The organism is Planococcus maitriensis (assembly GCF_003289925.1).
GTDB lineage: Bacteria > Bacillota > Bacilli > Bacillales_A > Planococcaceae > Planococcus > Planococcus maitriensis.
In genome coordinates this window covers 132,937-154,571 of sequence record NZ_QLZQ01000005.1, presented here as the reverse complement: position 1 = coordinate 154,571, position 21,635 = coordinate 132,937, and the positions used below count along the sequence as shown (strand labels likewise).

Here is a 21,635-nt window from a genome sequence, read left to right as displayed (position 1 = left end):
AAGCCGGCTCTTCCGTGATGGAAGGGCCGGCTTTTTTAACTGCTATTTTCACATAGCATGAGTATCAATTTCTACTTTCATCCATCCGCGGACGCTGTTGATGAACCAGATGGCGTCGAATGTGCCGAGCTCTTCTTTTTTCAGCACTTTCGTTTCGATGCGCCCTTCTTCAATCAGCTGTTCGCGATAGGTGCCGCCGAGCAGGCCGCTTGAGACGGGCGGCGTGTAGAAACGGCCGTCTTTTTCTGCGACCAGGTTGCCGATGGTAAACTCGGTCAATTCCTCGCGGTCATTCCATAACAGCACAGAAAAAGCGTCAGGCGCATGGTGTTGGTGCTGCTCATAGATGCCGCGGTTGGTCGTTTTGTGATAGAGAAATGCATTTCGGTTATCGACCGGCGATTTGGCGAGTGCGCAGTGGATCGGCTGCTCGACCGGGGCTGCAGGCTGTGCAGTCAGCTCCATCCTGCCGCTGCGCTCAAGCGTCAAGCGGACTTTGAAAAGGCCTGTCGCATGCTGTGAGGCAAGTGATTCCAATTGTTTCACTACAGCCTCTTCATCCCATGCAAAACGGAAATATGCCGCGCTTTTTTTCAGCCTCGCGAGGTGAAGCGCGACCAGTGGATAGTTTCCGTCTTCCAGCTTGAGCGATTCGAGCAAGGCGAATTCCGGGCGCTGATCTGTCAACACGCGGGCTTTCGTCAATAGCTCCTCGTACTCGCCTTCGGATGTCGAATCCCAGGTGATGCCCCCGCCCACGCCGTAGCGCGCAGCCGATTTGTCCTGATCGATGACGACGGTACGGATCGGCACGTTGAAGACGGCGTTTTTTTCAGGCGTGATATAGCCGATTGCTCCGCAGTAGACTTCCCGCGGCGTCTGTTCGAGTTCGGCGATGTAGCGCATCGTGCTGACTTTCGGCGCGCCGGTGATCGAGCCGCACGGAAACAATGCCTGGAACCAATCGTATACGCTGAGCCCTTCCGGCAATTCAGCTTCCACCGTCGAGGTGAGCTGATGGACGGTCGGGTATTTCTCCGCTTCAAACAGCTTCGGCACTTGAACCGTCCCCGGCTTGGCGAGGCGGCTCATGTCGTTTCGCAGCAAGTCGACGATCATCAAGTTCTCGGCGCGTTCTTTTTCCGATTCGAGCAGCACATCCAAAATGGCTTCATCTTCCCCGTTTGTCCTGCCGCGCGGGGCCGTGCCTTTCATCGGCTTTGTGCGGATGCGCGAGCCGTCGATGCGGAAGAATAATTCCGGTGAGGCCGACAGGATCTGGTGGCGGCCGATGTCCAGGTAAGCGCTGTAATCCGCTTGCTGGTTGCGTGCGAGCTGCCGGTAAAATGCTTGCGCATCGCCTTTGAATCCAGCCGTAAGGCGTTCCGTGTAGTTCACTTGATACGTATCGCCTTCTTCAATGGCCTGGCGGATTTTCTGGATGCCGTTCTTATACTCAAGAACGGAGCCTTCTAGCGCCCAGGCCGATACTTCATAATCGGCGTTGTCCGCCGGCTTAGGCGCTTGTGTTTCGCTATAGATGCCGAACCAGGCAAGCGGCATTTCGGCTCCTTCGTGCACGGTCATTTCTGGATGGAAAGCAGGCGCCGCCTCGTAGGAGACATAGCCCGCCGCGTAGTAGCCTTGTGACGTGTAACGGTCGACTTGTTCGAAAATGGCCGCCACGTCCTCAAGTGACTTCGCTTCGAGCACCGCGTGCGGCTCGGTAAAGGCGACCGCTTCCGGTGTTCCGTCGTCTTTCACAAAATCAAACTGCAGATAAGGGGCCATCTTGTGCGCCTCCTTTCTTTTCCCGATTCCATAATTGGGCGTTCTGATAGGCGGTCGCGAGCATCTGAAAACCGTCCTTCGTCAAAATCGATTCAGGATGGAATTGGATGCCCTCGACCGGCAATTCTTTGTGGCGCACGCCCATGATGCTGCCATCCTCTGCTGTTGCCGTCACTTCGAGAATGCCTGGAAGCGTATCGATTTCCGCCACGAGCGAATGATAACGCACGACCGGCGTCGGTGAACTCAACCCCGCAAAAACTCCCTGCCCGCCATGTGCCACTTCCGATACTTTGCCGTGGACAGGCTGTGCGCCTTTACGGACTTTGCCTCCGTAAAACTCGACAATGCTCTGGTGGCCCAGGCACACGCCGAGTATCGGAATGTTCCCGCTAAGCTGTTCGAGCACTTTTGTCCCGACGCCCGGCTGCAAAGGCTTGCCCGGCCCTGGCGACAGCACAATCAGCTCCGGTGATAAGGCTTCGATGTCTTGGAGCACGGCCTGGTCATTCTGGAAGACCTCCACACGCGCACCGAGCCGTTCGAAGTAATGGACCAGATTATATGTAAATGAATCATAATGATCGATGATGACAATCACGGGAAAAACTCCTCTTCAAGTGAAATGTTGCGTAGTTTCATTATAAAGGGAGGACGAGGATTAAGCATCGATTATCTAATCGCATGTTTTATGAATGGACATTGCTCAAGTTGAATAGTAAAAACCCGGATTGCCAGGCATCCGGGTTGTATCTATATTAATCGATTCGGCGCAATGCAGCTGCGAGCCGTGCGGCAAAATTCTCGGGCGGTTCCTCTGCAATCAGGCGCAGACACACAATATTCGGGTTCGAGTCGATGCTTTGCTCAAATTCTGTCGGTAAGGCGATCGGATATTGCTGCAAGGCTTGCGTAAATAACGGCACTTCTTCAGGCAGCAGGTAAATGTCTGCTTCGTTCATGGCAGAGCCATCGGATTTCAGGTTTCGAAACGATATATCGTGTTCCAGTGTGCAATCAAAACTTTTATCATGCAATTGAATGGTTACGGTCCGGTTTTTCTTGATTAGGCATTCCATGTCCGTGGTATCGGTCTCTGCCTCAAGCAAGTTACCGACCTGTTGTGCCAGGTCCATGATAGTGTGTTCGATTTTCATATCGTTCCCCTTTCTTAAAGCAAATTACGCCGAAAAGAAAACGCCGAAAAAAACCCAAGCAAGGGCTTTTTTCGGCGTTGGTTCCAGCGCTATAGTCTGTTCCATTTTACCAAATGGGAGTTGTATATTTTTAAGCAGTGATAATTGATGCCTGATCGGAAATACTATGGCTTCCCGTTCGTGAATAGTATAAGATAAATCGTCCAAAAAGGGAAACTATAGGCCTACAACCACTTATACAAAATCAATCTTCTTCATCTTCCTCGTCATCTTCATTGTCTTCATTGTCTTCAGAGTCGCCTTGTTCTTCACCTGGCATGACGTCTGTTTCTTGTTCCATTTCCGGCTCTTCTTCCCCGCCGCCGCATGCAGCAAGCATTCCGGCAGACAGCATTGCCGCTGCGCCGACTTTCAGCCATTTCTGTTGTGCCATCGACCTTCCTCCTCCGTTTCAATTCCTTATTAGCTCTATACCCGCTTGCCCGAGCGAGAAACTAAAGGAAGCGTCAGGAGTTGGCCGACAGCAAGCCTCTGTGATGGCTGTATTTCATCAGCAAACGTTCCGCGAACGCAGCACAGCGCGGGCAGTCATCCGCAGAAGGCATCTGTTCGACTTTTAGCGTGGCGGCTAAGATGGTTTTCGCGTGAAGCATGTCCCGGAACAGATCCACCGCGCCGCAATACGCCGCGAAGCAGCGGTCGCCTGTGCCGAATACGCCTGTAACAAGGCCGTTCCCGTGCTGTTCCATCGCTTCGAACAGGCCATGCAGCTGCTTCGGGATTTCGCCGCTCATCCACGTATATGTACCGACTACAACTATATCGTAACGGGATAGTTCAGCGAGATCGAATTCCTTCACATGAAAAACATCCGGTTGAGCCCCTTGACGAACCAGCGCATCCGTAATCATTGAAGCGAGGCATTCGGTGTGCCCCGTCGCAGAAGCATAGACAATTGCAATGTCCGGTTTATAATTCGTCAAAACCGTTCGACTCCGATACTTTCGTATAGGCGCGCGATTTCTGTTCGAAGAAATCCGACTTCGTGCTGTTCATCCTGTCATCGCCGAAGACGCGGATCCACGGCATCGGGTTATCACGCGTTTCATAGAGGTTGCCGAGGCCGATTTGGCGCAGCCGCTTGTTTGCCAAATACTCGACGTATTCGTTGAACTCATCCAGATCTAGGCCGTCGATGTCCCCAAGGATGTGCTGTGCCCATTCTTTTTCGAGTTCCACTGCGTGCGCCACTTCATCGCGGATCCAGTCGTTCATCTCATCTGTTGCGAGTTCCGGGTTTTCTGCCATCAGGATGCGGATAAACTGGGAAACGAAATAGGCGTGCTGCATTTCATCACGCTGGATATAGCTGATCATCGTGCTCGTCTTGAGCATTTTCTGCTGGCGTGCGAGATGGTAGAAAAACGCAAACCCGGCATAGAAATAAATGCCTTCCAAGTTGATCGAATTAACCGCAAGCTTCAATAAGTTTTCCAGATTGGGCTCGGTGCGGAACGCTTCATATGCAGACAAGATCCGTGCGTTGCGCTTTCTGACGAGCGGGTCGTTCTTCGCTTCATCAAAGCGCCGGTTCTGTTCATCGAGCGGCACGAGCGAGCTGAGTACGTAGGAATACGACTCGGTATGGACCGCTTCCTGCTGGGCGATGACGGCAAAAATCGACTTGAAGCTTGAATCGCTGACATAGTCCATCACTTGGGTCATCGTCGGGGTCTGCAGGCTGTCGAGAGATGCAAGCTGCGTGTTGATGCGCAAAAAGACATCTTTCTCGGTATCCGATAGCGAGTCCCAATTTTTAATATCGTCCTGCATATTGATTTCCTGCGCTTTCCAGAAGTTCGCGAGCAGCGCTTGGTACAATTCATACATATGCGGATGGGCGATGTCATTCCAATTGAGCAAGCCGGAGCTCGCCCCGCCGACAATGGCGGTCGAGCGGTTCGGTGCATCCGGATCCATCAATGGTTGTTTCGTTAAAGTTTGCATACTCCTCATCCTTCCTTAGCTTTCACATGCCTCGCATGCTTCGATTTCTTCCTGCGACGTGCTGCGCACATAATAGCTCGTCTTCAATCCGCAATTCCACGCTTCGAGGTGCAACTCCAGCAATTCCTTGGCGCGGATCGTGTGCGGCACATACAAATTAAAACTGATTGACTGGTCGATATGGCGCTGTCTCGCGGCGTTTTGGCGGATGCTCCATTTCTGGTCCAGCACGTGGCGCGCACGGCGGTAATAGTCATACGTCCGGTGGTTGAGGTCCGGTGCCGTAACATTAAAACGGAAATTCTTTTTCTCTTCTGCGTATTCGACGGCATACAAAGGATCGATGCCGTCTGTCGAACCGCCGATTTTAGCGGTCGACGAGTTCGGCGCGACCGCCATCATCCAGCCATTGCGGACGCCGGATGCTGCAACTTTACGGCGCAATGCGTCCCAGCGTTCGCTGTTGTAGCCGCGGCGTTCGAAAAAGCTGCCCGTATGCCATTCAGAATCCTTGAATTCGCTGAAGGCTCCTTTTTCTTCTGCCAACCCCGCAGATGCGCGGATTGTGTGCCAGGCGATTTCTTCGTACAAAGTGTCGGCATACTCGACCGCTTCTTCTGTTTCCCAATGGATGCTGCGAAGCGCCAGCAAATGGTGCCAACCGAATGTTCCTAGTCCAACGGCGCGGTATTTTCCGTTCGTCACTTCTGCCTGGCCGACCGAAATGGTATTCAAATCGATGACATTATCAAGCATGCGCAATTGAATCGGGATGAGGCGGGACAAGACGTCCGCCTGCACTGCTCTTGGCAAGTTGATCGACGACAAATTGCAGACGACGAAATCGCCAGGTTTGCGCACAGTGACCAAATTGCCTTCTTCGTCTTTGTATTCTTTGATGATTTCAGTCGGAGACATGTTCTGGGCGATTTCACTGCACAGATTGCTGCAGTAGATGGACGTTTTGCCGATGCCGCGCAAGTGCTTGTTCGGGTTTTGGCGATTCACTTCGTCGCGGTAGAACATATACGGCGTGCCGGTCTCAAGCTGCGACACCATGATGCGCGCCATAACGTCCATTGCACGGAACGATTTTCTTGCCAATAAAGGATGGTTAACCGCTTCTTCGTATTTTTCCGTAAAGTATTTACGGTCCGTTTCGTCATAGAAATCTTCCAGGCCAAGCGGATTGCCCTGATCGTCTTTCCAGCCCATCACTTGCTTGACTTCGTGCGGGCAGAACGTATGCCATTCGCCGACACTGCGGCCGTTTTCATCCGTTTCCTGCAATTTTTGCATAAACAAATCCGGAATCGAGACCCCGGTAAAAATATCGTGTGCTTTGCGGCGCTCATCGCCATTGTTCGTTTTCAAATCCAGGAAGCCATTCATGATGTCTTTATGGAATACATCCAAATAGACCGCCACTGCGCCTTGGCGCTGGCCGAGCTGGTCGACGCTGACCGCTGTGTCGTTGAGCAGGCGGATCCACGGGATGACGCCGGATGAATTGCCTTTGAATTTGCGGATGTCCGAGCCGAGTGCGCGCACTTTTCCGTAATAGACGCCGAGGCCGCCGCCGTCTTTGCTCAGGCGCGCAACGTCCCAGTTGTTCTGGTAAATGCCGTCAAGCGAATCCGCCACGGTGTCGATAAAGCACGAAGACATTTGGCCGAAGCTTTTCCCTGCATTCGATAAAGTCGGCGTCGCCACCGTCATATACAAATTGCTCATCGCCCAATACGCTTCCTTGACGAGTTCCAAGCGGCGCACTTTCGGTTCTTTTTGCATCAAAGTCATCGCGATGATGAGAAAGCGCTCTTGCGGCAATTCCCACACACTTCCGTCGTAGTCTTTTGCCAAATAACGGTCCGCCAGCAAGAATAATCCTATGTAATTGAACAATTCATCGCGCTCCGGTGAAATTTCTTGTCCCAATAGGCGAATCTCGTCTTCGGAGTAAGCTTCCAATAAATCTTTCGAATAAATGCCAAGTCGGCTAAGCCCGTAAATCAATCCGTAAAAATCATCGTATTTGTTCGCTGCGCTGTAGCCGCGCGTTTGTGCCGCTTGCTCATATAATTTCTCCAAATATAATCCTGCCGCCTCAAACGTCCAATGCGGTTCGTCCATCGACACCCGGTCCAATGCATCTTGAATTTTTCTATCGCGTTCTACTGCTCCTAAAGTCATTTCAACACAGCTCCTTTGCGTATTCGTTTGCTATCATTCGGCGTTCTTTTCGTTCCTGTGCGTTCTCAAATAGACGTTTTTCATTTTCCGTTTCCGGCACCACGCTTGCGACCGGCGTCGGACGGCCTTCTGCATCTACTGCCACCATCGTCAAGATCGAGGTAGTCGTTAAGCTGCGCGTGCCGCTTTCGATGTGCTGGCATTCTGCTTTGACGTATACTTCCATCGAAGTACGTCCTGTCGAAATGACAACGCCTTCCAAGATCAGGATGTCGCCGACTTTCGCCGAGGACAGGAAATTGACGTTGTCGATCGACGCGGTTACGACTGCGCGCCGGCTATGTTTCATTGCCGCGATGGCTGCGATTTCATCAATATATGCGAGGACGGTGCCCCCGAAAATCGTGCCCATATGGTTGGTATCCGGCGGCAAGACGAGCCGGGACTGGATGGTCCTGGATACGCCGGCCGGAAGTTGTTCTCTATTCATGCTGACTTCCTCCTTTTGAAAACACAAAAGCCCCCACTCTCCGGAGAGAATGGGGGCATAAACGCAAGTTAATTAGGTGGGCATACTGCGACCACACGAACCAAACCTTTGTCATCCTTCCCAATTCCCGGAGAAGTGCAAAACGACAACTAAGGCAGGTCTCCTGGCTCGCGCGTCACTCTCGCCATGCCCTTCCCGTCCATTGGACAGTGGGATTTCATGGTTCGTCTGCGCTTACAGTTGCGGGAACAGCTCCGGTATTTCACCGGATTCCCTTTTAAGCCCATATCGGGCACCTTTGTTGCGGTATCACTATATATGGTGTTGGTTTTTTACATCATCACCAAATCTTGTAGTTTCACTATAGACCAGTTCTAATTTCGCCGCAAGGATTTTCTCGCACTTCCTGCAGAAAGTGAAAAAGGGTCTAGTCACTGGCGTGTTTTTCGTATAAAACTTTCAATTTGTAGTTATTTTTTGATACGAGGTTCTTCAAATTTTCTGTTTCTGTGAAGATAGCGAGAGTTTGCTTGTAGAATCCATATGGTGTTGTGATTGTGCATCATCTTGGCAGTCGCCAGCTTGCTTTGGGTTGGCCTTTGGCAGTAAGCCAGGAAGACCGTCTGTCTTACTGCGTCGGCTCACCCTTGTCGCTGGCCGGCTAAGATATTTCATAAATTCTTGTATGTCTAATTAAATCTGCTCCTTTAGATAATTGCCGGCTAGTGGGGGAATCGCTTCCCGGGATGGGCTTCGGTGAAGACAACTAGAGCTTGCTTGTGGAATCGTTCCGGTGTTTTAATTATGCATCATCTTAGTAGTCGCCGCCGGGCTTTGGGTTGGCCTTTCGCAATAAGCCAGGAAGAGCGCCTGTCTTATCGCTTCGGCTCACCCCTTTGCGCTCGGCGGCTTAGAGATTTCGTTGTTCTGTATGTGTTTAATCGGATTTGCTCCTTTAGATAGTTGCCCGATCGTAGGGGAATCGCTTCCCAAATTGGGCGTGTAATAAGATAGTGGGCATTTTCATTTCGACTCATTTTAGCATTCTATTTGTGCTTCACATCAATTTTGCTGCCTAGCTTTGGGTTAGCTCCTAGCAAAATTCCACTCACTGTCCAAACCATTTCTATTTCCCAGGAAATAAAAAGGCCGCGCAATTGCCTGCGCAGCTTTTGTTATCCATCGACCCATTCAGATTCAGCTTCTGGCTGCTTTCCTTTTTGGTTCGTGGTTTCTTTATTGTCTTTGCTTGTATACGGCTTGAAACTCTTGGCCTTGTTCTTGCCTTTTTCCCAACGGTTCCAGCCTTTTTTACCGGTTCCTTGGCCTACGCCGCTTTTTGATTTTGCTTTCGCTTTGCCCATTTCTTTCACTCCCGTTCACTCATCGTGACGTTCAGCTTACCACATCCCGCCGCTTTCGTGAACAATTCGTGTTTAGGCCCCGAGCACTTTCTGGATGTCTTTGTGCATTGAATCGGGTGTATCTTTCGGTGCGAACCTCGCCACGACTTTGCCGTTCGGGTCGACAAGGAACTTCGTGAAATTCCATTTGATGCCGCTCGACAGAAAGCCTTTCGTGTTTGACGTCAAATGATCGAACAAGGGGTGCGCTTCTTTTCCGTTCACTTTGATGATGTCGTGCATCGGGAACGTGACGCCGTAAGTCATGCGGCACGACGATTCGGCATCTGCCGCTTCCTCGACTTCCTGGCCGAACTGATCGGACGGAAAGCCAAGTACGACTAGGCCTTCATCTTTGTAGCGCTGGTAAATCTTTTCGAGGCCGTCAAACTGGCCGCGCAGGCCGCATTTGGTCGCCGTGTTGACGATGACCATCGGTTGGCCTTTGTAGCGTTCGAGCTTGTACTCTTCCCCGCTGGCATCGGTGACCTTAATATCGTAGATTCCCATCATTCATCACTCCTGTTCCATGAATTTTCACAGATCCATCTCGCCGAAAAATGCATTTAAGGCTTTCAGGTTGTTCATCAGTTCGATGGCATTGACATCAAGATAATTGCAGCTGGTGATCTTGTCGTGAATGGCCTGCTCAATCGGCTTTTCATCCGCACGCGACTTTTCCGTTAAAGAAATCCGGAAAGCGCGGCGGTCTTCAGCCGATTGTTCTTTCACGATGCGGCCATTTTGAATCATCCGGTTGATGATCGGGTTGAGCGTGCCGGTGCCGAGCCCGAGTTGCCCGCCGATTTCTTTCATCGTCAAGCTGTCTTCTTCCCATAACACGAGCAAGACCAAGTACTGAGTAAAGGTCAGGCCGAACGGTTCTAAGGTCTTCGCATAAAGTTTCGAGAAATTGCTCGACGCTTTATACACTTCAAAGCATAGTTGCTGTTCCAGTTTGGTTGGTTTGTCCATGTCATCACCTGTTTTTCTGCTTATCGAACGACAATCTCCACGTCCACTGAATCTTTGATCGCTTTGGAATATGGGCAATACGCATGGGCTTTGTCGACATATTCCTGTTTCTTGCCATCTTCCAGGCCGTCGATATCCACTTCAAGGCGCACTGCAAGTTTCACGCCGCCGTCCGTTTTATCGCCCAGCAAGGAAACTGTCGCTGTGACTTCGCTGTTCGTTACTTTCACTTTATCACGTTCCAACACGAAGTCCAATGCACTGTTGAAGCAAGAGCTATAGCCTGCCGCAAACAATTGCTCAGGGTTCGTTGCTGTATTCGGCTGGCCGCCGAGCGCGACTGGTTTTGCCACATCGAGGTTGAAAATATTGTCTGGTGAATAAACCGTGCCTTCGCGTCCACCGCTGTTGATCATTGTCGTTTCAAATATTGGTTTCATTTTTATATCCCTCCAAAATTATATCTTACACGATCTATATTAGATTAAATCGTACACGATGTAAAATGAAATGCTTTGGTTTTTTTCCACAAGAAAAATCCCAGATGCAAGATCCGGGATTTCCACTTCTTTATTCGCGATAGCTGAGCTTCAATAAATATAAGGAATCAAGCGGGCGCGGTGCTTCATCCATTCCTTGTATTCGGGCCCGAACTTTTCGACGAGCAAGGCTTCTTCGTGCTGCATGCGTTTATTGAGTGCAAAAGCGAGCAACAAGCCGCCGGCAATCGCCGCAATCGGGCTCGTAAAGAACAGTGCCATGCCGATGCCGATCAAAAACAAGCCAGTATAAAGCGGGTGGCGCAGCTTGCGGTAAGGGCCGCTGCTGACGATCGTATCGCCTTCCCTAACCGTCACGTGGCGTGTGAATTGTGATTTCAAGTGAATGATCCCCCAAAATCGCAAAAAGACGCCGATGATAAGCAACACGAGCCCGATCGGCCTGAGCACCGAGGCAATTTCTGTTCTTGCCAATTCCTGAAGCCAAAAACCAACCGCAATGGTAGCGATCAGCGACAATAGGATTCCGAAGAATGTCCTTTTTTCGACCGGGTCGCCTTGCCCGGTCTCGCGATTTTTAAAAACGATGAATTCGACCAGCCAAATAACGCTCACAGCGGTGAAAACCCAGTCCATCCACCCCATCACATCCACCTCTTTCTTCTCCTTAAAATACTATAGAAGATGCCGCTCAAATACAATTTCCAACTGGTTGCGAATAGAAAAAGCTGTCCCGGCACCTTACCGGAACAGCTCTTCTTTAGTCTTCGTCCGTCACCGACAACTCAACGAGCATCGCGGTGAAAACGATGAAAATGGCCATTAATGCGATTACCATCGTGAACATTGTCCTCAACTCCTACCATGTAATAAATCCTTTCGAGCCAGGCGGTGCATGTTGGATCATGTGGGTCAGTGGAATCGCGTATGCAATGATGATCAACGCGGCGGCAATGCCGATCCAAATCCACCAGTTTTCCAGCCATTTCGGTGTATTCGACATATCGCTTTCCGCCAGCGGGAATTCCACCATCTGTTCAGGCGTTTCCGCTTTTGGCGAAACGAACATCGTCATGATGACGATATACATCAAGATCATGGCAGACAGGAACAAAATCGTGCCGCCGATCGCCATCGTCACATGGTTCGAGATGATGCCGTCAAACCATTCCATCGCCGACGGGTGGTCGTTATAGCCGCTGTAAGCTGTGCGGCGCGGAGCCCCCATCAAGCCTAATACGTGCTGTGCAGTCGACATGAGCAGCATACCGATCGACCAAGTAATGATCTGGACAAAGCCTAGGCGCTGCATGCGCTTCGTGAAACGGCGCCCCGTCAAATATGGGATGAGCCAGAAGGTCAAGCCCATAAACGTCATCGCGACAGGCGTTCCGACGGTAATATGGAAATGCCCGACAATCCATAACGTATTGTGGACGACTTCATTCAATTGAAAACTGGCATTGATGATCCCGCCAGCGCCCCCAGGAATGAAGAACGCCATGGCGATGAAAATCGACGTGAACCGGACATCTCGCCACGGCAATTTCTTGAACCAGCCAAAGAGGCCGGTGCCGCCTTTTTTGCGCCCTGAAATTTCAAAGGTCGCAAACATCGAGAACGCCGTCATGAGTGATGGCACGATGACCATAAAGGTCAAGACGACCTGCAGGAACTTCCAGAAGTTCGAGATACCCGGCTCCGTCAATTGATGATGGAACCCGACCGGAATCGAGAACAGAATAAACAAGACGAAGGCGAGACGTGCCAAGGAATCACTGAACACTTTCACACCAAGCAGTTTCGGCACGATCGTGTACCAAGCGATGTACGCTGGAAGCAGCCAGAAATACACAAGCGGGTGGCCGAAATACCAGAACAGCGAACGGCTCAATTCCACATTGATCGTATCCGTCCAACCGAATGCCCACGGAATGTATTGGAACAACACAGTCGCAACAACGCCAAGACAGGCGATGATCCATAACACGATGGTCGTGACCGTCATGAACGCAAACAAGGGACTCAATTGCCCTTTATTGTTACGGCGCCAAACCATGTAATGGCCGACCAAGGCAAAACTCGAGATCCACGTGCCGACAATGACCAAAGCCAGGCCGACATAATAAAATCCGTTCGCTTTCAGCGGGGCGTAAAATGTATAAAGCACTGAAGCTTCACCGGCCACAATCATGACTGTAGCCATGACCGTTCCGAGCAGCGTCACCCACAGACCGATCCATGAAAACAAGCGGACTTTAGGGCCGAAGCTGCCAAGGCTTTTGCTCATGCCGGTGATAAAGAAGGCGAAAATGAAAAAGGTCGTATAAATAAGTGCAAGCAAGACGCCGTGCGCAGTAAGGATTTGGTAATAATCAAGCCAAGCCGGGAGCTGAAGTGCGTCGTTGCGGATAAATACCTGCAAGACGCCCATGAGCGTACCGATCAAAAATGCGGTATAAGCGACACCTAAGTGCCATAAGGCGATTTTACGTTCTGGTTGGGCAATCATGTCAGTACACCTCAATTTCCGTAGACATCATATGGTGCCCGGTGCCACAGTATTCGTTGCACAGAATCAAATACTTGCCCGGTTCTTCAAATGTGTAGGATTTGGTCGTAATCCGTCCGGGAACGACCATCATATTGACTTTCGTGTTGTCGATCGTAAAGCTGTGCACCACATCCGTGCTGGTGACTTTAAAAATGATTTCTTTGCCGGCCGGCACCCGCAAGTCCGGTGCGTTGTAGCCGAAAGCCAGTGCGACGATCGCTACTTGATATGTATCTTCGTCCAATTGCGTGACTCCCGGGTTATCGAATGGCGCGGTTTCGTTCACTTTCTCCGGGTCGATGGTGTCCATCCCTCCGGACGGCGTGTGATTTTGCGAAAATGCGCTGACGCCGACGACGCTCAAAAAGACGATGAGCGAGACGATGCCGAAACTGAGCCAAATCTTCTCGTATTTATGAAAATGCATGATGAATCTCTCCTTTTTTTATCTCGCTACGTACATCAAATACACGGCAACCCACATGGCAACGATGACGATGCCGACGAAGAATACACTGACGAGTGTCCCCTTCAAATTCACCTCATGATCCGATTGCTTCTTATCCATTGCTTCCACCTCTTCGCTCGTTTGCTGTTTCCTTTAGCATAGGACCTAAGTTTCGGTTTAGCTGTGACATAAATCACACCTAGCCGTTTTTATTTTTAGCTGTCCATATTTTCGCCAAAAAAAAAAAGCCTGCAGATGAGCAGGCTTTTAGGTAGTTGCTATTTGTTGGAATGAATGGTGGAGATAGCGTGTGGCGTTGTTCCGCTGTTCTATTGGAGTTTCATGTTGGCAGTCGCCGCCGGGCTTTGGGTTGGCCTCTTGCCATAAGCCAGGAAGAGCACCTGTCTTACGACGTCGGCTCACCCTTTTACGCTCGGCGGCTGAGAGATTTCATTGAGTCGGGTATGTTTAATCAGATCTGCTTCTTTATTCAGTTGCCGGCTAGTGGAGGAATCGCTTCCTGGATTAGGTGTGTGCAGGATAGTTGGAGTTTGCGAGTGGCGTTGTTCCCCTGTTCTATTTTTCTTCTTGGTAATATTCGCTGCCTTGCTTTGGGTTGGCCTTTGGCAGTAATGAATTGGCGAAAGTCAATTGAGCCAATTCATCTGCGATGCTTGAGCGTAGCGAAAGTTGAGCAAGCCGTTTCATACGATTATTGGGTGCAGCTTTTCTCCTGCTGCGTCGGCTCACCCTAGGCGCCGGCAGCTGAGAGATTTCGTTGCCTGTAGATTGTTTAATCGCATCTGCTTCAATATGCAATTGCCGGCTAGTGTGGGAATCGCTTCCTGAGATGGTGCATCTGAAAAGCCGCTGATTGAGCAAGTTAAGGTTATGGGTTTGTTTGGTGGATAGAGACATGTGACCCTTCATTCTTCTACCTGTTTGAAGCAAGCTATAGAATAATATGAATTTCTACATTTCATTTTAAAGGAGCTGAAGAACTGATCTTCCACTCTAAAGCTAGAGACGGAGTGTAAGGGGCCGACTCCGAGAGGATTAGCGAGACAATTGAGACCCTGCAGGAGCGTAGCGACGAAGCGGCTCAATGCGAGCCCTCCGGAAAGCGTGCCCCTGCAACGAAGTCGAAAAGCCGAAGCTTTTCCTTTCATTGCTCTTATATTTTAGCTATATAACTCCTTTGCACCACGCTCTTAAGGAGAAAAAGCCAATTTTACTAGAGCAAACAAAAAGCCTACCGTAACGGCAGGCTTTAAGATTAGTCGATTTTGCAGAGGTAAATTGGGCATTCTTCACAATTGATGTCGAATTTCAGTTTGGGAATATTGTATAGAACGATTTTGCCGTCTTTCATGCCGACGGTTCCTTGTTTGCGCAAGTCGCTGAGCATCCGGTTGACCATTTCCCGGCTCATGCCGCAGAAATTCGCCAACTCTTGATTCGTCAACAAGACATCGATCAATAGGCCGCCTTCCGCTTCTACGCCGTAGCTATTGCCGAGGCGGATCAAAGTCGAATACAAAGCCCCTTTTTTGCCGTGGAGCATCAAATCACGGAAACGGGTTTGCGTTTTCTGCTGGTCGATGCCCATCCATTTCATGAATGCCATCGCAAGCGAAGGGTCTTTTTCAAGCGATTGTTCCAGTTCTTCGACGGGAATTTTTAAGCAGACGGTCTTGGTCATCGCACGGGCGTCCAGTAAATAAGTGGCCCCTTTTGCGAACACGGTAATCTCGCCGACCATCTGCCCGGTGCCGCAAATTTTCAATGCCAATTCACGGCCGTCTGGTGTTACTTTTCCGATCTGCACTTTTCCGGAACGGAGAATATAAAGGCCTTTTACCGCCTCCCCTTCACGGAAAAGATAATCGCCTTTCTGGTATTCTTTAACTTGATGGCTGATCGTCAGTAGCTTTTCGAGCTCTGGCGTCAATTTGCTGATTCCTGATTCCAAAGGGTTCTCCCTCCTCTCTCTTGCTCATGCTTTTCTCAAGCGTACCACAGATTTTACGGAATTTGGATGCGTTTTCACAAATCCTCCGAGGCACTCAGGAAATTTTCTAAAAAAAGAAGGAAGTCCCGGATGATGTATCGAAAGGTAGCAGTATAGAAGGAGGAATGAACAATGACTTTGAAATATTCCCGAATTATGGTGGCAGTGGATGGTTCCAAGGAAGCGGAATGGGCTTTCAAAAAAGCCTCAGCTGCAGCTTCGCGGAACAATGCGGAACTTTATTTGGTGCATGTCATCGATAACCGCTCATTCGGCTCCATTGAAGCGTACGACCGCACGATTGCAGAACGCGCACTGAAAAGCGGTGAAGAACTGCTTGCCCGCTATAAGGAAGAAGCCTCTTCCCACGGTGCAACGAATGTCCATACGATGATCGAATACGGTTCACCGAAAACGGTCATCCCGAAAAAATTGGCGAATGAGCTGAAAGTGGACGTCATCGTTTGTGGCGCTACCGGCTTGAACGCAGCGGAACGCCTGATCATGGGCAGCGTTTCCGAACGCATCGTCCGTACTGCCAAATGCGACGTACTCGTGGTCCGCAGAAACCAGGAAGATATCGACGCAGACGAATAACAGGGTCCACAATATGAAAAGCCTTTCCCGGCTAAAGCGGGAAAGGCTTTTCTTCGTCTTATTCCGTTTCGCGGGTTTGCTGGAATGCCAGCGTATCCCAGAACGACGTGTCTTGCGTATCGATCGAACCGTCCGCAATTGCGCGCACAGTCGATTCCAATGTCGTCACGGTTTGCTTGATCAAGTAACCATTGCTCTTCTGCCCAAGGACATAAGGCTCGTATTCATGGTCGGACATGCCGCGCATTTCGAAAAGCAGTGTCGAAATGCCGTATTCGACTGCAATGCCATTGCGGCTGATGGTTTCAGCGTCGCCGCCGCGGTACTTGCCGAGATGGCCCCATCCTGTTGAATCGACTGCGTCAAAGACGACTGCCCCCAGTTTTTTCGATCCTTCGAGCACTTCAGGATCTACGTTCGGAGTGGTTGGGTAAAGAATCGATCCCGATACCAATTCCCCGTCGCGCTCGCTGTTCGCCCCTTGGTGATGCAAGTCGATCATATAATCGATATCGTATTTACTCATCACATTCGTGTGCAATGCTTTCGTTTCCGGCTGGATTTTCGTGATGTGGTCGCGGTTCAAGTCAACCCCGACTGCATTGTAACGCGTTAAATTGCGGTCGCCCGACGCTACGTAATCCTCCAATGAAAAATCGACATCTCCCATGGCGCCATCCGCATTCAACATCGGTACCACCAGGATATTGACGTTATCTGTTACGCCTTTCATTTTTCCGGTGCCCAGATGCTTGATGAATTCAAGCGCGCCTTCTGTCGTCAGCTGTTCATTTCCGTGCTGCTGCGTCAAGAACAGGATGGTCGGGTTTTCTGGGTTGCTCATGTATTTCGCTACGTATAAGTCGCGGCCTTTGACACTTTGCCCGATGACTTCCAGTTCCATGTTTTCTTGCTTGGCTTCCTGCTTTTGCAAAAAGTCCGCCATTTCCGAGTAAGTGGTCAAAATGGACGTATTGACTGTCTCATTTCCCCCATATCCCGGCCCGTTTCCGACCGCCTCCACTACTGAAGAATTCAACGGGACCGCACTTAATGCAAGAGCCCCCGCCAATGATAATGTCAATGCCCCTTTTTTCAACGATTTCATCGATCCATCACTCCTTTTTGTATGTTGCCATCCCACCCTTTCCATTTTTCTTTCTTCGTCTCCTGCCGAATTTATTAAAACGATTCCTTCGTAATGCGAAACAAGAGCCTCCTGCTGACCCTGGCCCTATCAAAAATGATAGAAAACATGAATTATTCTGCAAAAACATTACTTTCTCCTTATAAAAGATTACATTTCTCCTTCTTATATGTCGCTTATGACAGCCCGATCTCTGAATTGATAAGAAACTGTAATAATAAACAGGTTTATGCGGTGGTACAATGGGTCTGCCGGAATTTTTGATGGCTTTTTTTCATGACCTCGGTCATGCATCATTACTGCAGAAAAGAATTCTTATATAGAAAAAATCATAAGCAAGGAAACATGAAAGGAGCACAACACATTGAACACATGGTCTAAATGGTTCGTAGCGGCGTTATCCGCTGTTCTGGCGCTATCGATTTTCATGCCGGCAGCAAGTGCTGATAAATTGTCCGACCTCGAAAAAGAAAAACAACAGGTCGAGCAAAAGAAGAACAACTTGAATTCCGAAATCCAGTCAAAGAACAATGCAATCGTCAAAAACCAGACGAAACTTGAAAAAATCATGAATAAGATCCAGGAATTGAACGGTGAAATCGAAGAAACCCAAGGCAAGATCGATGGCGTTCAAGCACAGATCGACCAAACGAAAGTCGAAATCGATGAGTTGAAAGAATCGATCGAAGAACTGGAACGCAAAATCGCGGAACGCGAAGAACTTTTGAAAGAACGGGCACGCGCCATCCAATTGAGCGGCGGTTCCGTTGACTATATCGATGTATTGCTCGGGGCAAACAGCTTTGTCGACTTTATCGACCGCGCTTCTGCCGTCAACACATTGATCGAGGCAGACCGTGAAATCATGCGTGAACAGGCAGCGGATAAAAAACTTTTGGCTGAACAAAAAGCGGAAGTCGAAGAAAAGCTCGCGAAACAAGAGGGCCAAAAAGCGGAACTTGTTGAGTTGAAAAATTCATTGGATGCACAAAAGAAAAAGCAAGACGATTTGCAGGATGAGTTGAAAGCAGAACAGAAACGCCTTGCAAAAGAAAAATCTAAACTTGAAGAAGAACATGCAAAAGCCATGAACATCAGTTCTTCACTCGAAAAGAAAATCGGCAAAGAACAAGCCCGTCTAGCGGAAATCGCACGTAAAGCAGAAGCGGAGCGCAAAGCGAAAGAAGCGGCAGCCCGCAAAGCGGCAGCGAAGAAAGCAGCACAGTCCAACGCTTCTTCAGCAACTGTGACTCAAGCGGCAGCGCCTAAATCAAGCGCTGGATTCATCCGCCCGGCAGCAGGACGCCACACTTCAGGGTTCGGCGGCCGTGACATCGGCGCAGGCGCTGAAACACACCTAGGCTTTGATATCGCCAACAGCCCAGGAACGCCAATCCTTGCAGCAGCAAGCGGCTATGTATCACATGCTGGCGCTATGGGCGGTTACGGCAACGTCATCATCATTACCCATGTCATTAATGGACAAAGTTACGCAACTACTTATGCTCATTTGAATTCCATCAATGTTTCTGTCGGCCAGGCTGTCTCACAAGGGCAGAAAATCGGCGGAATGGGCAACACTGGGCGTTCAACTGGCCCACATTTGCATTTTGAAATCCACATCGGCAGCTGGAACGGATCTCGTTCTAACGCAGTCAACCCAGCAGCATATATCGGCGGCTAATGACCAGCCGCTATTAGTTAAAGGCAGTACCCGGAAACTTCGGGTGCTGCCTTTTCTGCATTTATTGAATTCTGACCTGGAGTTAAATTCTTCCTTTTTTATGTTAGACTGAAAAGAATAAACAGATTTCTTTCTATAATAATAGTCGTTTAATAGTCGTTTGAAAAAGATCCATTAGCGTTTAAGGAGGCGGTTCACTCTGTTGGGGAAAATCAATACCGGGATGGCGATTGTGGCCTTATTTTTATTAGCCCTCCTATTGACCGGAAATGAATTTAAGCCTTTCCCGAATTTCATTTTCGCTTTTTTAGCATTGATGTTCTTATCGCAAAGCACTGAAAGCTTCCGGGAGAAAAAAAGATGGGAAGGCGCGCTCCAAGGGTTTGTTTCGGTGATGTCTCTTTTAGTAGTGGTCACCGGATTTTAAACAATCGAACGCCATAAGCTACGGAAAGGAGACAGTCGGATGAAGACACTTCTCGAACTGATCCGCGTCTTTGCCATATTGGCGATTCTGGGAATGGGCGGCGGGTTGATTCTAGCAGGATTTTATTCGGGCAGTCCTGACACCGAACCGTATCGCTGGCTCGGCGGCGGCGCGGTGCTGTTGCTGATTTTTGTGCTGTACCGCAACAAATTGCAGTTTTCGGGCTGGTATCAAGGGACAAAGCGTGACAAATTGCGCCGGCCGATTACGATTTTATTGGTCGCCGCTTCGGTTTTATTGATGATTTCACCGTTTGTTTTAGCGACCTTCTCAGCTTAAGCAGAGGGTTAAAGCAATTTCTAATAATGAGGTGAAGCAATGAATTCGAATCAATCAAGAAAAGAAAAGATACACAACCCATACTTTTCTTTAAGCATCGGCGCTATAGGGATGTTGCTTTTGACTTTTGGCATCTTTGAATTGGTTATCGGCAATGCGGGTACGAATCCCGCTGAGTTTTTTCTGCCGTGTGCTGGGCTGATCATCTTAGTTCACTACATATACTATTTGGAAAAGAAAGCTGGCATCAGCGATAAGTTGATCTGGATCCGGGCGTTGGCGATTATGATAGTTCTGGCGCTGGGGGCATACATGGCTTATTGAGCGGGTTTATCCTAGTTAATGAGGGGGTTCTTTCCATGAAACAGAAATTGCTGTCCATCTTTTCGTTCCTGTTGTTTCTCGCGCTTCTCATCCCCTTCGCTTATTCTTCCAGCCGTTTGGGGACGCTATTATTCGAAGGGCTATTCGCGCTCGGTTTCTACTCGCCGCTCGTACTGGCCGCTATCGGATTCATAGCGGCCTGGTCGGGGGTCAAGGGTGTTTACCGGATGCTGCTCACCAGCGGCCACGGTTTTCTTTTTGTGCTGTACGCCGTTTTGCTTTTTGTCGCGAAGTTCGGCTTCCAGGAACCGTGATCCACTGACTGCAAATAGGATTGGGGGCTTTTCATGATTTTTGTATTGGCTGCGTATGTTGCTTTGCTGGTTTTTTCGGTGAAGGCCTTTGCTGGCAAGCAAGCTCACCGGTGGATTCATTCGGGATATATCACGGCTTTCCTGCTGCCTTTTCTCGTGATGGCTGTGTTTCTCCGAATTATCGGCCCCTTCGCCGGCTCCGGTATCGGGGCGAGCGCTGTCGGCATGGCCTTCGCAATTGTGACTTTGATTACTGGCCTCGGCTTTTTGTATATCGGCTACACTTCCAAAAGCACCCATTAGAAAAGATTGCCCTCATCCGCCATGAACATGGCTTTTGAAGGCAATCTTTTTTATTTCGAACCGTATAGCTGCTCGAGCTCTTCTTCTTTCATCGTGAAACGGTGCTGTTCTTTCGGGAACGCGCCGCTTTTCACTTCTTCGACGTACTGGGCGAGCCCTTGTTGCATGGTCTCGCCTGCTTCTGCGTAGGACTGGACGAATTTCGGCAAATGGTGCGAGCCGTATTTAACGGTGTCGTGATAGACGAGCACTTGCCCGTCGGTTTCCCTGCCGGCACCGATGCCGATGACCGGGATGTTGAGTTCTTTCGCGACTTGTGCGGCCAATTGATGCGGGATGCATTCAAGTACGAGCATGCAGGCTCCCGCCGCTTCGCACGCTTTGGCGTCTTCGATCAATTGCTTCGCGGCGCTTGCGGTTTTGCCTTGGACTTTATATCCCCCGAGCACGGCCGCTGCTTGTGGCAATAAGCCGAGATGGGCGACGACCGGGATGCCGGTGGCGACGAGCTTACGCGTCACTTCCAGCACTTCACCAGCGCCTTCGAGCTTCAAAGCTTGCGCGTCCGTTTCCTGGAAGATCCGCATGGCGTTTTCAAGCGTGCGGTCCCAGCTGCCATGGAACGAACCGAACGGCAGATCGACGACGAGGAAGGTATCCGTTGCCCCTCTTCGCGCCGCTTTCCCGTGATGGATCATATCCTCGACGGTCACTTTGACAGTCGAATCGTAGCCGAGCACGACCATGCCAAGTGAATCGCCGACAAGCAGCACATCCATCCCGGCTGCTTCCGCAATTTTGGCGGACGGGTAATCGTAGGCCGTCAGCATGGCGATCTTGTCCCCCTGCTTTTTCATTTTCATCAATGAGGCTGTATTTTCCATTGTTCTCTCCTTCCGGGAAGGAAACCTTTTAAAAAAGCCCGCCGCAAAAAGCGGACGGGCAGAATTTGATTGCGTCGGTTTCTCCGT

Annotated in this window: 27 protein-coding genes and 1 riboswitch; of the genes, 7 read left to right on the top strand and 20 right to left on the bottom strand. The window is 49.9% G+C overall.

What is annotated here, in order from left to right; translation table 11 throughout:
- Positions 1–48: 48 nt before the first annotated feature.
- The 18 genes from pabB to DP119_RS12180 all read right to left on the bottom strand — a co-directional run bounded on the left by pabB (position 49) and on the right by DP119_RS12180 (position 15,490).
- The gene (gene pabB, locus DP119_RS12260) at positions 49–1,791 is read right to left on the bottom strand and encodes an aminodeoxychorismate synthase component I (RefSeq protein ID WP_112233445.1); all 1,743 of its coding nucleotides are present in this window, start codon (positions 1,789–1,791) and stop codon (positions 49–51) included.
- On the bottom strand, positions 1,769–2,392 hold the full coding sequence (locus DP119_RS12255) for an anthranilate synthase component II (RefSeq protein ID WP_112233444.1): 624 nt from the start codon (positions 2,390–2,392) through the stop codon (positions 1,769–1,771). The genes pabB and DP119_RS12255 overlap by 23 nt, the downstream gene beginning before the upstream one ends.
- Positions 2,393–2,549: 157 nt before the next feature.
- Positions 2,550–2,948, bottom strand: a complete 399-nt coding sequence (locus DP119_RS12250) for a DUF1259 domain-containing protein (protein ID WP_112233443.1) — start codon at positions 2,946–2,948, stop codon at positions 2,550–2,552.
- A gap of 244 nt (positions 2,949–3,192) precedes the next feature.
- On the bottom strand, positions 3,193–3,381 hold the full coding sequence (locus tag DP119_RS12245; RefSeq protein ID WP_058382404.1) for a hypothetical protein: 189 nt from the start codon (positions 3,379–3,381) through the stop codon (positions 3,193–3,195).
- Positions 3,382–3,454: 73 nt separating this feature from the next.
- Entirely contained in the window at positions 3,455–3,931 is a 477-nt protein-coding gene (locus DP119_RS12240; protein WP_240616431.1) for a flavodoxin domain-containing protein, read from the bottom strand.
- Positions 3,918–4,964: a ribonucleotide-diphosphate reductase subunit beta gene (locus DP119_RS12235; RefSeq protein WP_112233442.1), complete on the bottom strand. Its 1,047-nt coding sequence runs from the start codon at positions 4,962–4,964 to the stop codon at positions 3,918–3,920. The genes DP119_RS12240 and DP119_RS12235 overlap by 14 nt, the downstream gene beginning before the upstream one ends.
- 6 nt (positions 4,965–4,970) lie before the next feature.
- On the bottom strand, positions 4,971–7,148 hold the full coding sequence (locus DP119_RS12230; RefSeq protein WP_112233441.1) for a ribonucleoside-diphosphate reductase subunit alpha: 2,178 nt from the start codon (positions 7,146–7,148) through the stop codon (positions 4,971–4,973).
- Position 7,149: 1 nt separating this feature from the next.
- Positions 7,150–7,638: an acyl-CoA thioesterase gene (locus DP119_RS12225; RefSeq protein ID WP_112233440.1), complete on the bottom strand. Its 489-nt coding sequence runs from the start codon at positions 7,636–7,638 to the stop codon at positions 7,150–7,152.
- A gap of 136 nt (positions 7,639–7,774) precedes the next feature.
- Positions 7,775–7,953: riboswitch (cobalamin riboswitch) on the bottom strand.
- An 860-nt stretch (positions 7,954–8,813) separates the two neighbouring features.
- Positions 8,814–9,002, bottom strand: coding sequence for a DUF3934 domain-containing protein (locus tag DP119_RS12220; RefSeq protein WP_112233439.1), 189 nt, complete (start codon positions 9,000–9,002; stop codon positions 8,814–8,816).
- Between the two features lie 72 nt (positions 9,003–9,074).
- Positions 9,075–9,551 carry a glutathione peroxidase gene (locus DP119_RS12215; RefSeq protein ID WP_112233438.1) on the bottom strand — a complete coding sequence of 159 codons (477 nt, stop codon included), beginning with the start codon at positions 9,549–9,551 and terminating at the stop codon, positions 9,075–9,077.
- A 27-nt stretch (positions 9,552–9,578) separates the two neighbouring features.
- Positions 9,579–10,016: a transcriptional regulator, SarA/Rot family gene (locus DP119_RS12210; RefSeq protein WP_112233437.1), complete on the bottom strand. Its 438-nt coding sequence runs from the start codon at positions 10,014–10,016 to the stop codon at positions 9,579–9,581.
- A gap of 20 nt (positions 10,017–10,036) precedes the next feature.
- On the bottom strand, positions 10,037–10,456 hold the full coding sequence (locus tag DP119_RS12205) for an organic hydroperoxide resistance protein (RefSeq protein ID WP_058382397.1): 420 nt from the start codon (positions 10,454–10,456) through the stop codon (positions 10,037–10,039).
- A 150-nt stretch (positions 10,457–10,606) separates the two neighbouring features.
- Complete coding sequence (locus tag DP119_RS12200; protein ID WP_112233436.1) at positions 10,607–11,161, bottom strand: methyltransferase family protein; 555 nt, start codon at positions 11,159–11,161, stop codon at positions 10,607–10,609.
- Between the two features lie 214 nt (positions 11,162–11,375).
- Complete coding sequence (locus DP119_RS12195) at positions 11,376–13,028, bottom strand: b(o/a)3-type cytochrome-c oxidase subunit 1 (protein WP_101191995.1); 1,653 nt, start codon at positions 13,026–13,028, stop codon at positions 11,376–11,378.
- A 1-nt stretch (position 13,029) separates the two neighbouring features.
- Positions 13,030–13,497, bottom strand: a complete 468-nt coding sequence (locus DP119_RS12190) for a cytochrome c oxidase subunit II (RefSeq protein ID WP_058382394.1) — start codon at positions 13,495–13,497, stop codon at positions 13,030–13,032.
- Positions 13,498–13,515: 18 nt separating this feature from the next.
- Positions 13,516–13,638: a hypothetical protein gene (locus DP119_RS12185; protein ID WP_058382393.1), complete on the bottom strand. Its 123-nt coding sequence runs from the start codon at positions 13,636–13,638 to the stop codon at positions 13,516–13,518.
- Between the two features lie 456 nt (positions 13,639–14,094).
- Positions 14,095–14,448: a hypothetical protein gene (locus DP119_RS15775; RefSeq protein ID WP_146747874.1), complete on the bottom strand. Its 354-nt coding sequence runs from the start codon at positions 14,446–14,448 to the stop codon at positions 14,095–14,097.
- 346 nt (positions 14,449–14,794) lie between these two features.
- A complete protein-coding gene (locus tag DP119_RS12180; protein WP_240616430.1) occupies positions 14,795–15,490 on the bottom strand; it encodes a Crp/Fnr family transcriptional regulator in 696 nt (231 codons plus the stop codon).
- A gap of 171 nt (positions 15,491–15,661) precedes the next feature.
- Here DP119_RS12180 and DP119_RS12175 point away from each other — a divergent pair, with 171 nt between their 5' ends.
- A complete protein-coding gene (locus DP119_RS12175) occupies positions 15,662–16,126 on the top strand; it encodes a universal stress protein (RefSeq protein ID WP_112233435.1) in 465 nt (154 codons plus the stop codon).
- A 58-nt stretch (positions 16,127–16,184) separates the two neighbouring features.
- Here DP119_RS12175 and DP119_RS12170 read toward each other — a convergent pair whose 3' ends face one another.
- The gene (locus DP119_RS12170) at positions 16,185–17,234 is read right to left on the bottom strand and encodes a M14 family zinc carboxypeptidase (RefSeq protein ID WP_420812306.1); all 1,050 of its coding nucleotides are present in this window, start codon (positions 17,232–17,234) and stop codon (positions 16,185–16,187) included.
- A 403-nt stretch (positions 17,235–17,637) separates the two neighbouring features.
- On the opposite strand from DP119_RS12170, the gene DP119_RS12165 reads away from it, so the two are divergent.
- From DP119_RS12165 to DP119_RS12140, 6 genes are all read left to right on the top strand, one after another.
- A complete protein-coding gene (locus tag DP119_RS12165; RefSeq protein WP_112233434.1) occupies positions 17,638–18,957 on the top strand; it encodes a murein hydrolase activator EnvC family protein in 1,320 nt (439 codons plus the stop codon).
- Positions 18,958–19,159: 202 nt separating this feature from the next.
- Positions 19,160–19,384, top strand: a complete 225-nt coding sequence (locus DP119_RS12160; RefSeq protein WP_112233433.1) for a hypothetical protein — start codon at positions 19,160–19,162, stop codon at positions 19,382–19,384.
- Positions 19,385–19,423: 39 nt separating this feature from the next.
- A complete protein-coding gene (locus DP119_RS12155) occupies positions 19,424–19,723 on the top strand; it encodes a hypothetical protein (RefSeq protein ID WP_112233432.1) in 300 nt (99 codons plus the stop codon).
- Between the two features lie 39 nt (positions 19,724–19,762).
- The gene (locus DP119_RS12150) at positions 19,763–20,047 is read left to right on the top strand and encodes a hypothetical protein (protein WP_112233431.1); all 285 of its coding nucleotides are present in this window, start codon (positions 19,763–19,765) and stop codon (positions 20,045–20,047) included.
- A gap of 35 nt (positions 20,048–20,082) precedes the next feature.
- Complete coding sequence (locus tag DP119_RS12145; RefSeq protein ID WP_112233430.1) at positions 20,083–20,361, top strand: hypothetical protein; 279 nt, start codon at positions 20,083–20,085, stop codon at positions 20,359–20,361.
- Positions 20,362–20,394: 33 nt separating this feature from the next.
- Positions 20,395–20,664, top strand: a complete 270-nt coding sequence (locus DP119_RS12140) for a hypothetical protein (RefSeq protein WP_112233429.1) — start codon at positions 20,395–20,397, stop codon at positions 20,662–20,664.
- A gap of 50 nt (positions 20,665–20,714) precedes the next feature.
- Here the strand turns inward: DP119_RS12140 and panB are convergent, their stop codons facing one another.
- Positions 20,715–21,548 (bottom strand): 3-methyl-2-oxobutanoate hydroxymethyltransferase, encoded by an 834-nt coding sequence (gene panB, locus DP119_RS12135; RefSeq protein WP_112233428.1) that lies wholly within the window; start codon positions 21,546–21,548, stop codon positions 20,715–20,717.
- Between the last annotated feature and the right edge of the window lie 87 nt (positions 21,549–21,635).

Excerpts from the sequence above, each read along its gene's own strand:
- pabB (WP_112233445.1), bottom strand. The coding sequence starts at position 1,791 with ATGGCCCCTTATCTGCAGTTTGATTTTGTGAAAGACGACGGAACACCG.
- DP119_RS12250 (WP_112233443.1), bottom strand. The coding sequence starts at position 2,948 with ATGAAAATCGAACACACTATCATGGACCTGGCACAACAGGTCGGTAAC.
- DP119_RS12245 (WP_058382404.1), bottom strand. The coding sequence starts at position 3,381 with ATGGCACAACAGAAATGGCTGAAAGTCGGCGCAGCGGCAATGCTGTCT.
- DP119_RS12235 (WP_112233442.1), bottom strand. The coding sequence starts at position 4,964 with ATGAGGAGTATGCAAACTTTAACGAAACAACCATTGATGGATCCGGAT.
- DP119_RS12230 (WP_112233441.1), bottom strand. The coding sequence starts at position 7,148 with ATGACTTTAGGAGCAGTAGAACGCGATAGAAAAATTCAAGATGCATTG.
- DP119_RS12225 (WP_112233440.1), bottom strand. The coding sequence starts at position 7,638 with ATGAATAGAGAACAACTTCCGGCCGGCGTATCCAGGACCATCCAGTCC.
- DP119_RS12220 (WP_112233439.1), bottom strand. The coding sequence starts at position 9,002 with ATGGGCAAAGCGAAAGCAAAATCAAAAAGCGGCGTAGGCCAAGGAACC.
- DP119_RS12215 (WP_112233438.1), bottom strand. The coding sequence starts at position 9,551 with ATGGGAATCTACGATATTAAGGTCACCGATGCCAGCGGGGAAGAGTAC.
- DP119_RS12210 (WP_112233437.1), bottom strand. The coding sequence starts at position 10,016 with ATGGACAAACCAACCAAACTGGAACAGCAACTATGCTTTGAAGTGTAT.
- DP119_RS12205 (WP_058382397.1), bottom strand. The coding sequence starts at position 10,456 with ATGAAACCAATATTTGAAACGACAATGATCAACAGCGGTGGACGCGAA.
- DP119_RS12200 (WP_112233436.1), bottom strand. The coding sequence starts at position 11,161 with ATGGGGTGGATGGACTGGGTTTTCACCGCTGTGAGCGTTATTTGGCTG.
- DP119_RS12195 (WP_101191995.1), bottom strand. The coding sequence starts at position 13,028 with ATGATTGCCCAACCAGAACGTAAAATCGCCTTATGGCACTTAGGTGTC.
- DP119_RS12190 (WP_058382394.1), bottom strand. The coding sequence starts at position 13,497 with ATGCATTTTCATAAATACGAGAAGATTTGGCTCAGTTTCGGCATCGTC.
- DP119_RS12185 (WP_058382393.1), bottom strand. The coding sequence starts at position 13,638 with ATGGATAAGAAGCAATCGGATCATGAGGTGAATTTGAAGGGGACACTC.
- DP119_RS15775 (WP_146747874.1), bottom strand. The coding sequence starts at position 14,448 with ATGAAGGGTCACATGTCTCTATCCACCAAACAAACCCATAACCTTAAC.
- DP119_RS12175 (WP_112233435.1), top strand. The coding sequence starts at position 15,662 with ATGACTTTGAAATATTCCCGAATTATGGTGGCAGTGGATGGTTCCAAG.
- DP119_RS12170 (WP_420812306.1), bottom strand. The coding sequence starts at position 17,234 with ATGAAATCGTTGAAAAAAGGGGCATTGACATTATCATTGGCGGGGGCT.
- DP119_RS12155 (WP_112233432.1), top strand. The coding sequence starts at position 19,424 with ATGAAGACACTTCTCGAACTGATCCGCGTCTTTGCCATATTGGCGATT.
- DP119_RS12150 (WP_112233431.1), top strand. The coding sequence starts at position 19,763 with ATGAATTCGAATCAATCAAGAAAAGAAAAGATACACAACCCATACTTT.
- DP119_RS12145 (WP_112233430.1), top strand. The coding sequence starts at position 20,083 with ATGAAACAGAAATTGCTGTCCATCTTTTCGTTCCTGTTGTTTCTCGCG.
- DP119_RS12140 (WP_112233429.1), top strand. The coding sequence starts at position 20,395 with ATGATTTTTGTATTGGCTGCGTATGTTGCTTTGCTGGTTTTTTCGGTG.
- panB (WP_112233428.1), bottom strand. The coding sequence starts at position 21,548 with ATGGAAAATACAGCCTCATTGATGAAAATGAAAAAGCAGGGGGACAAG.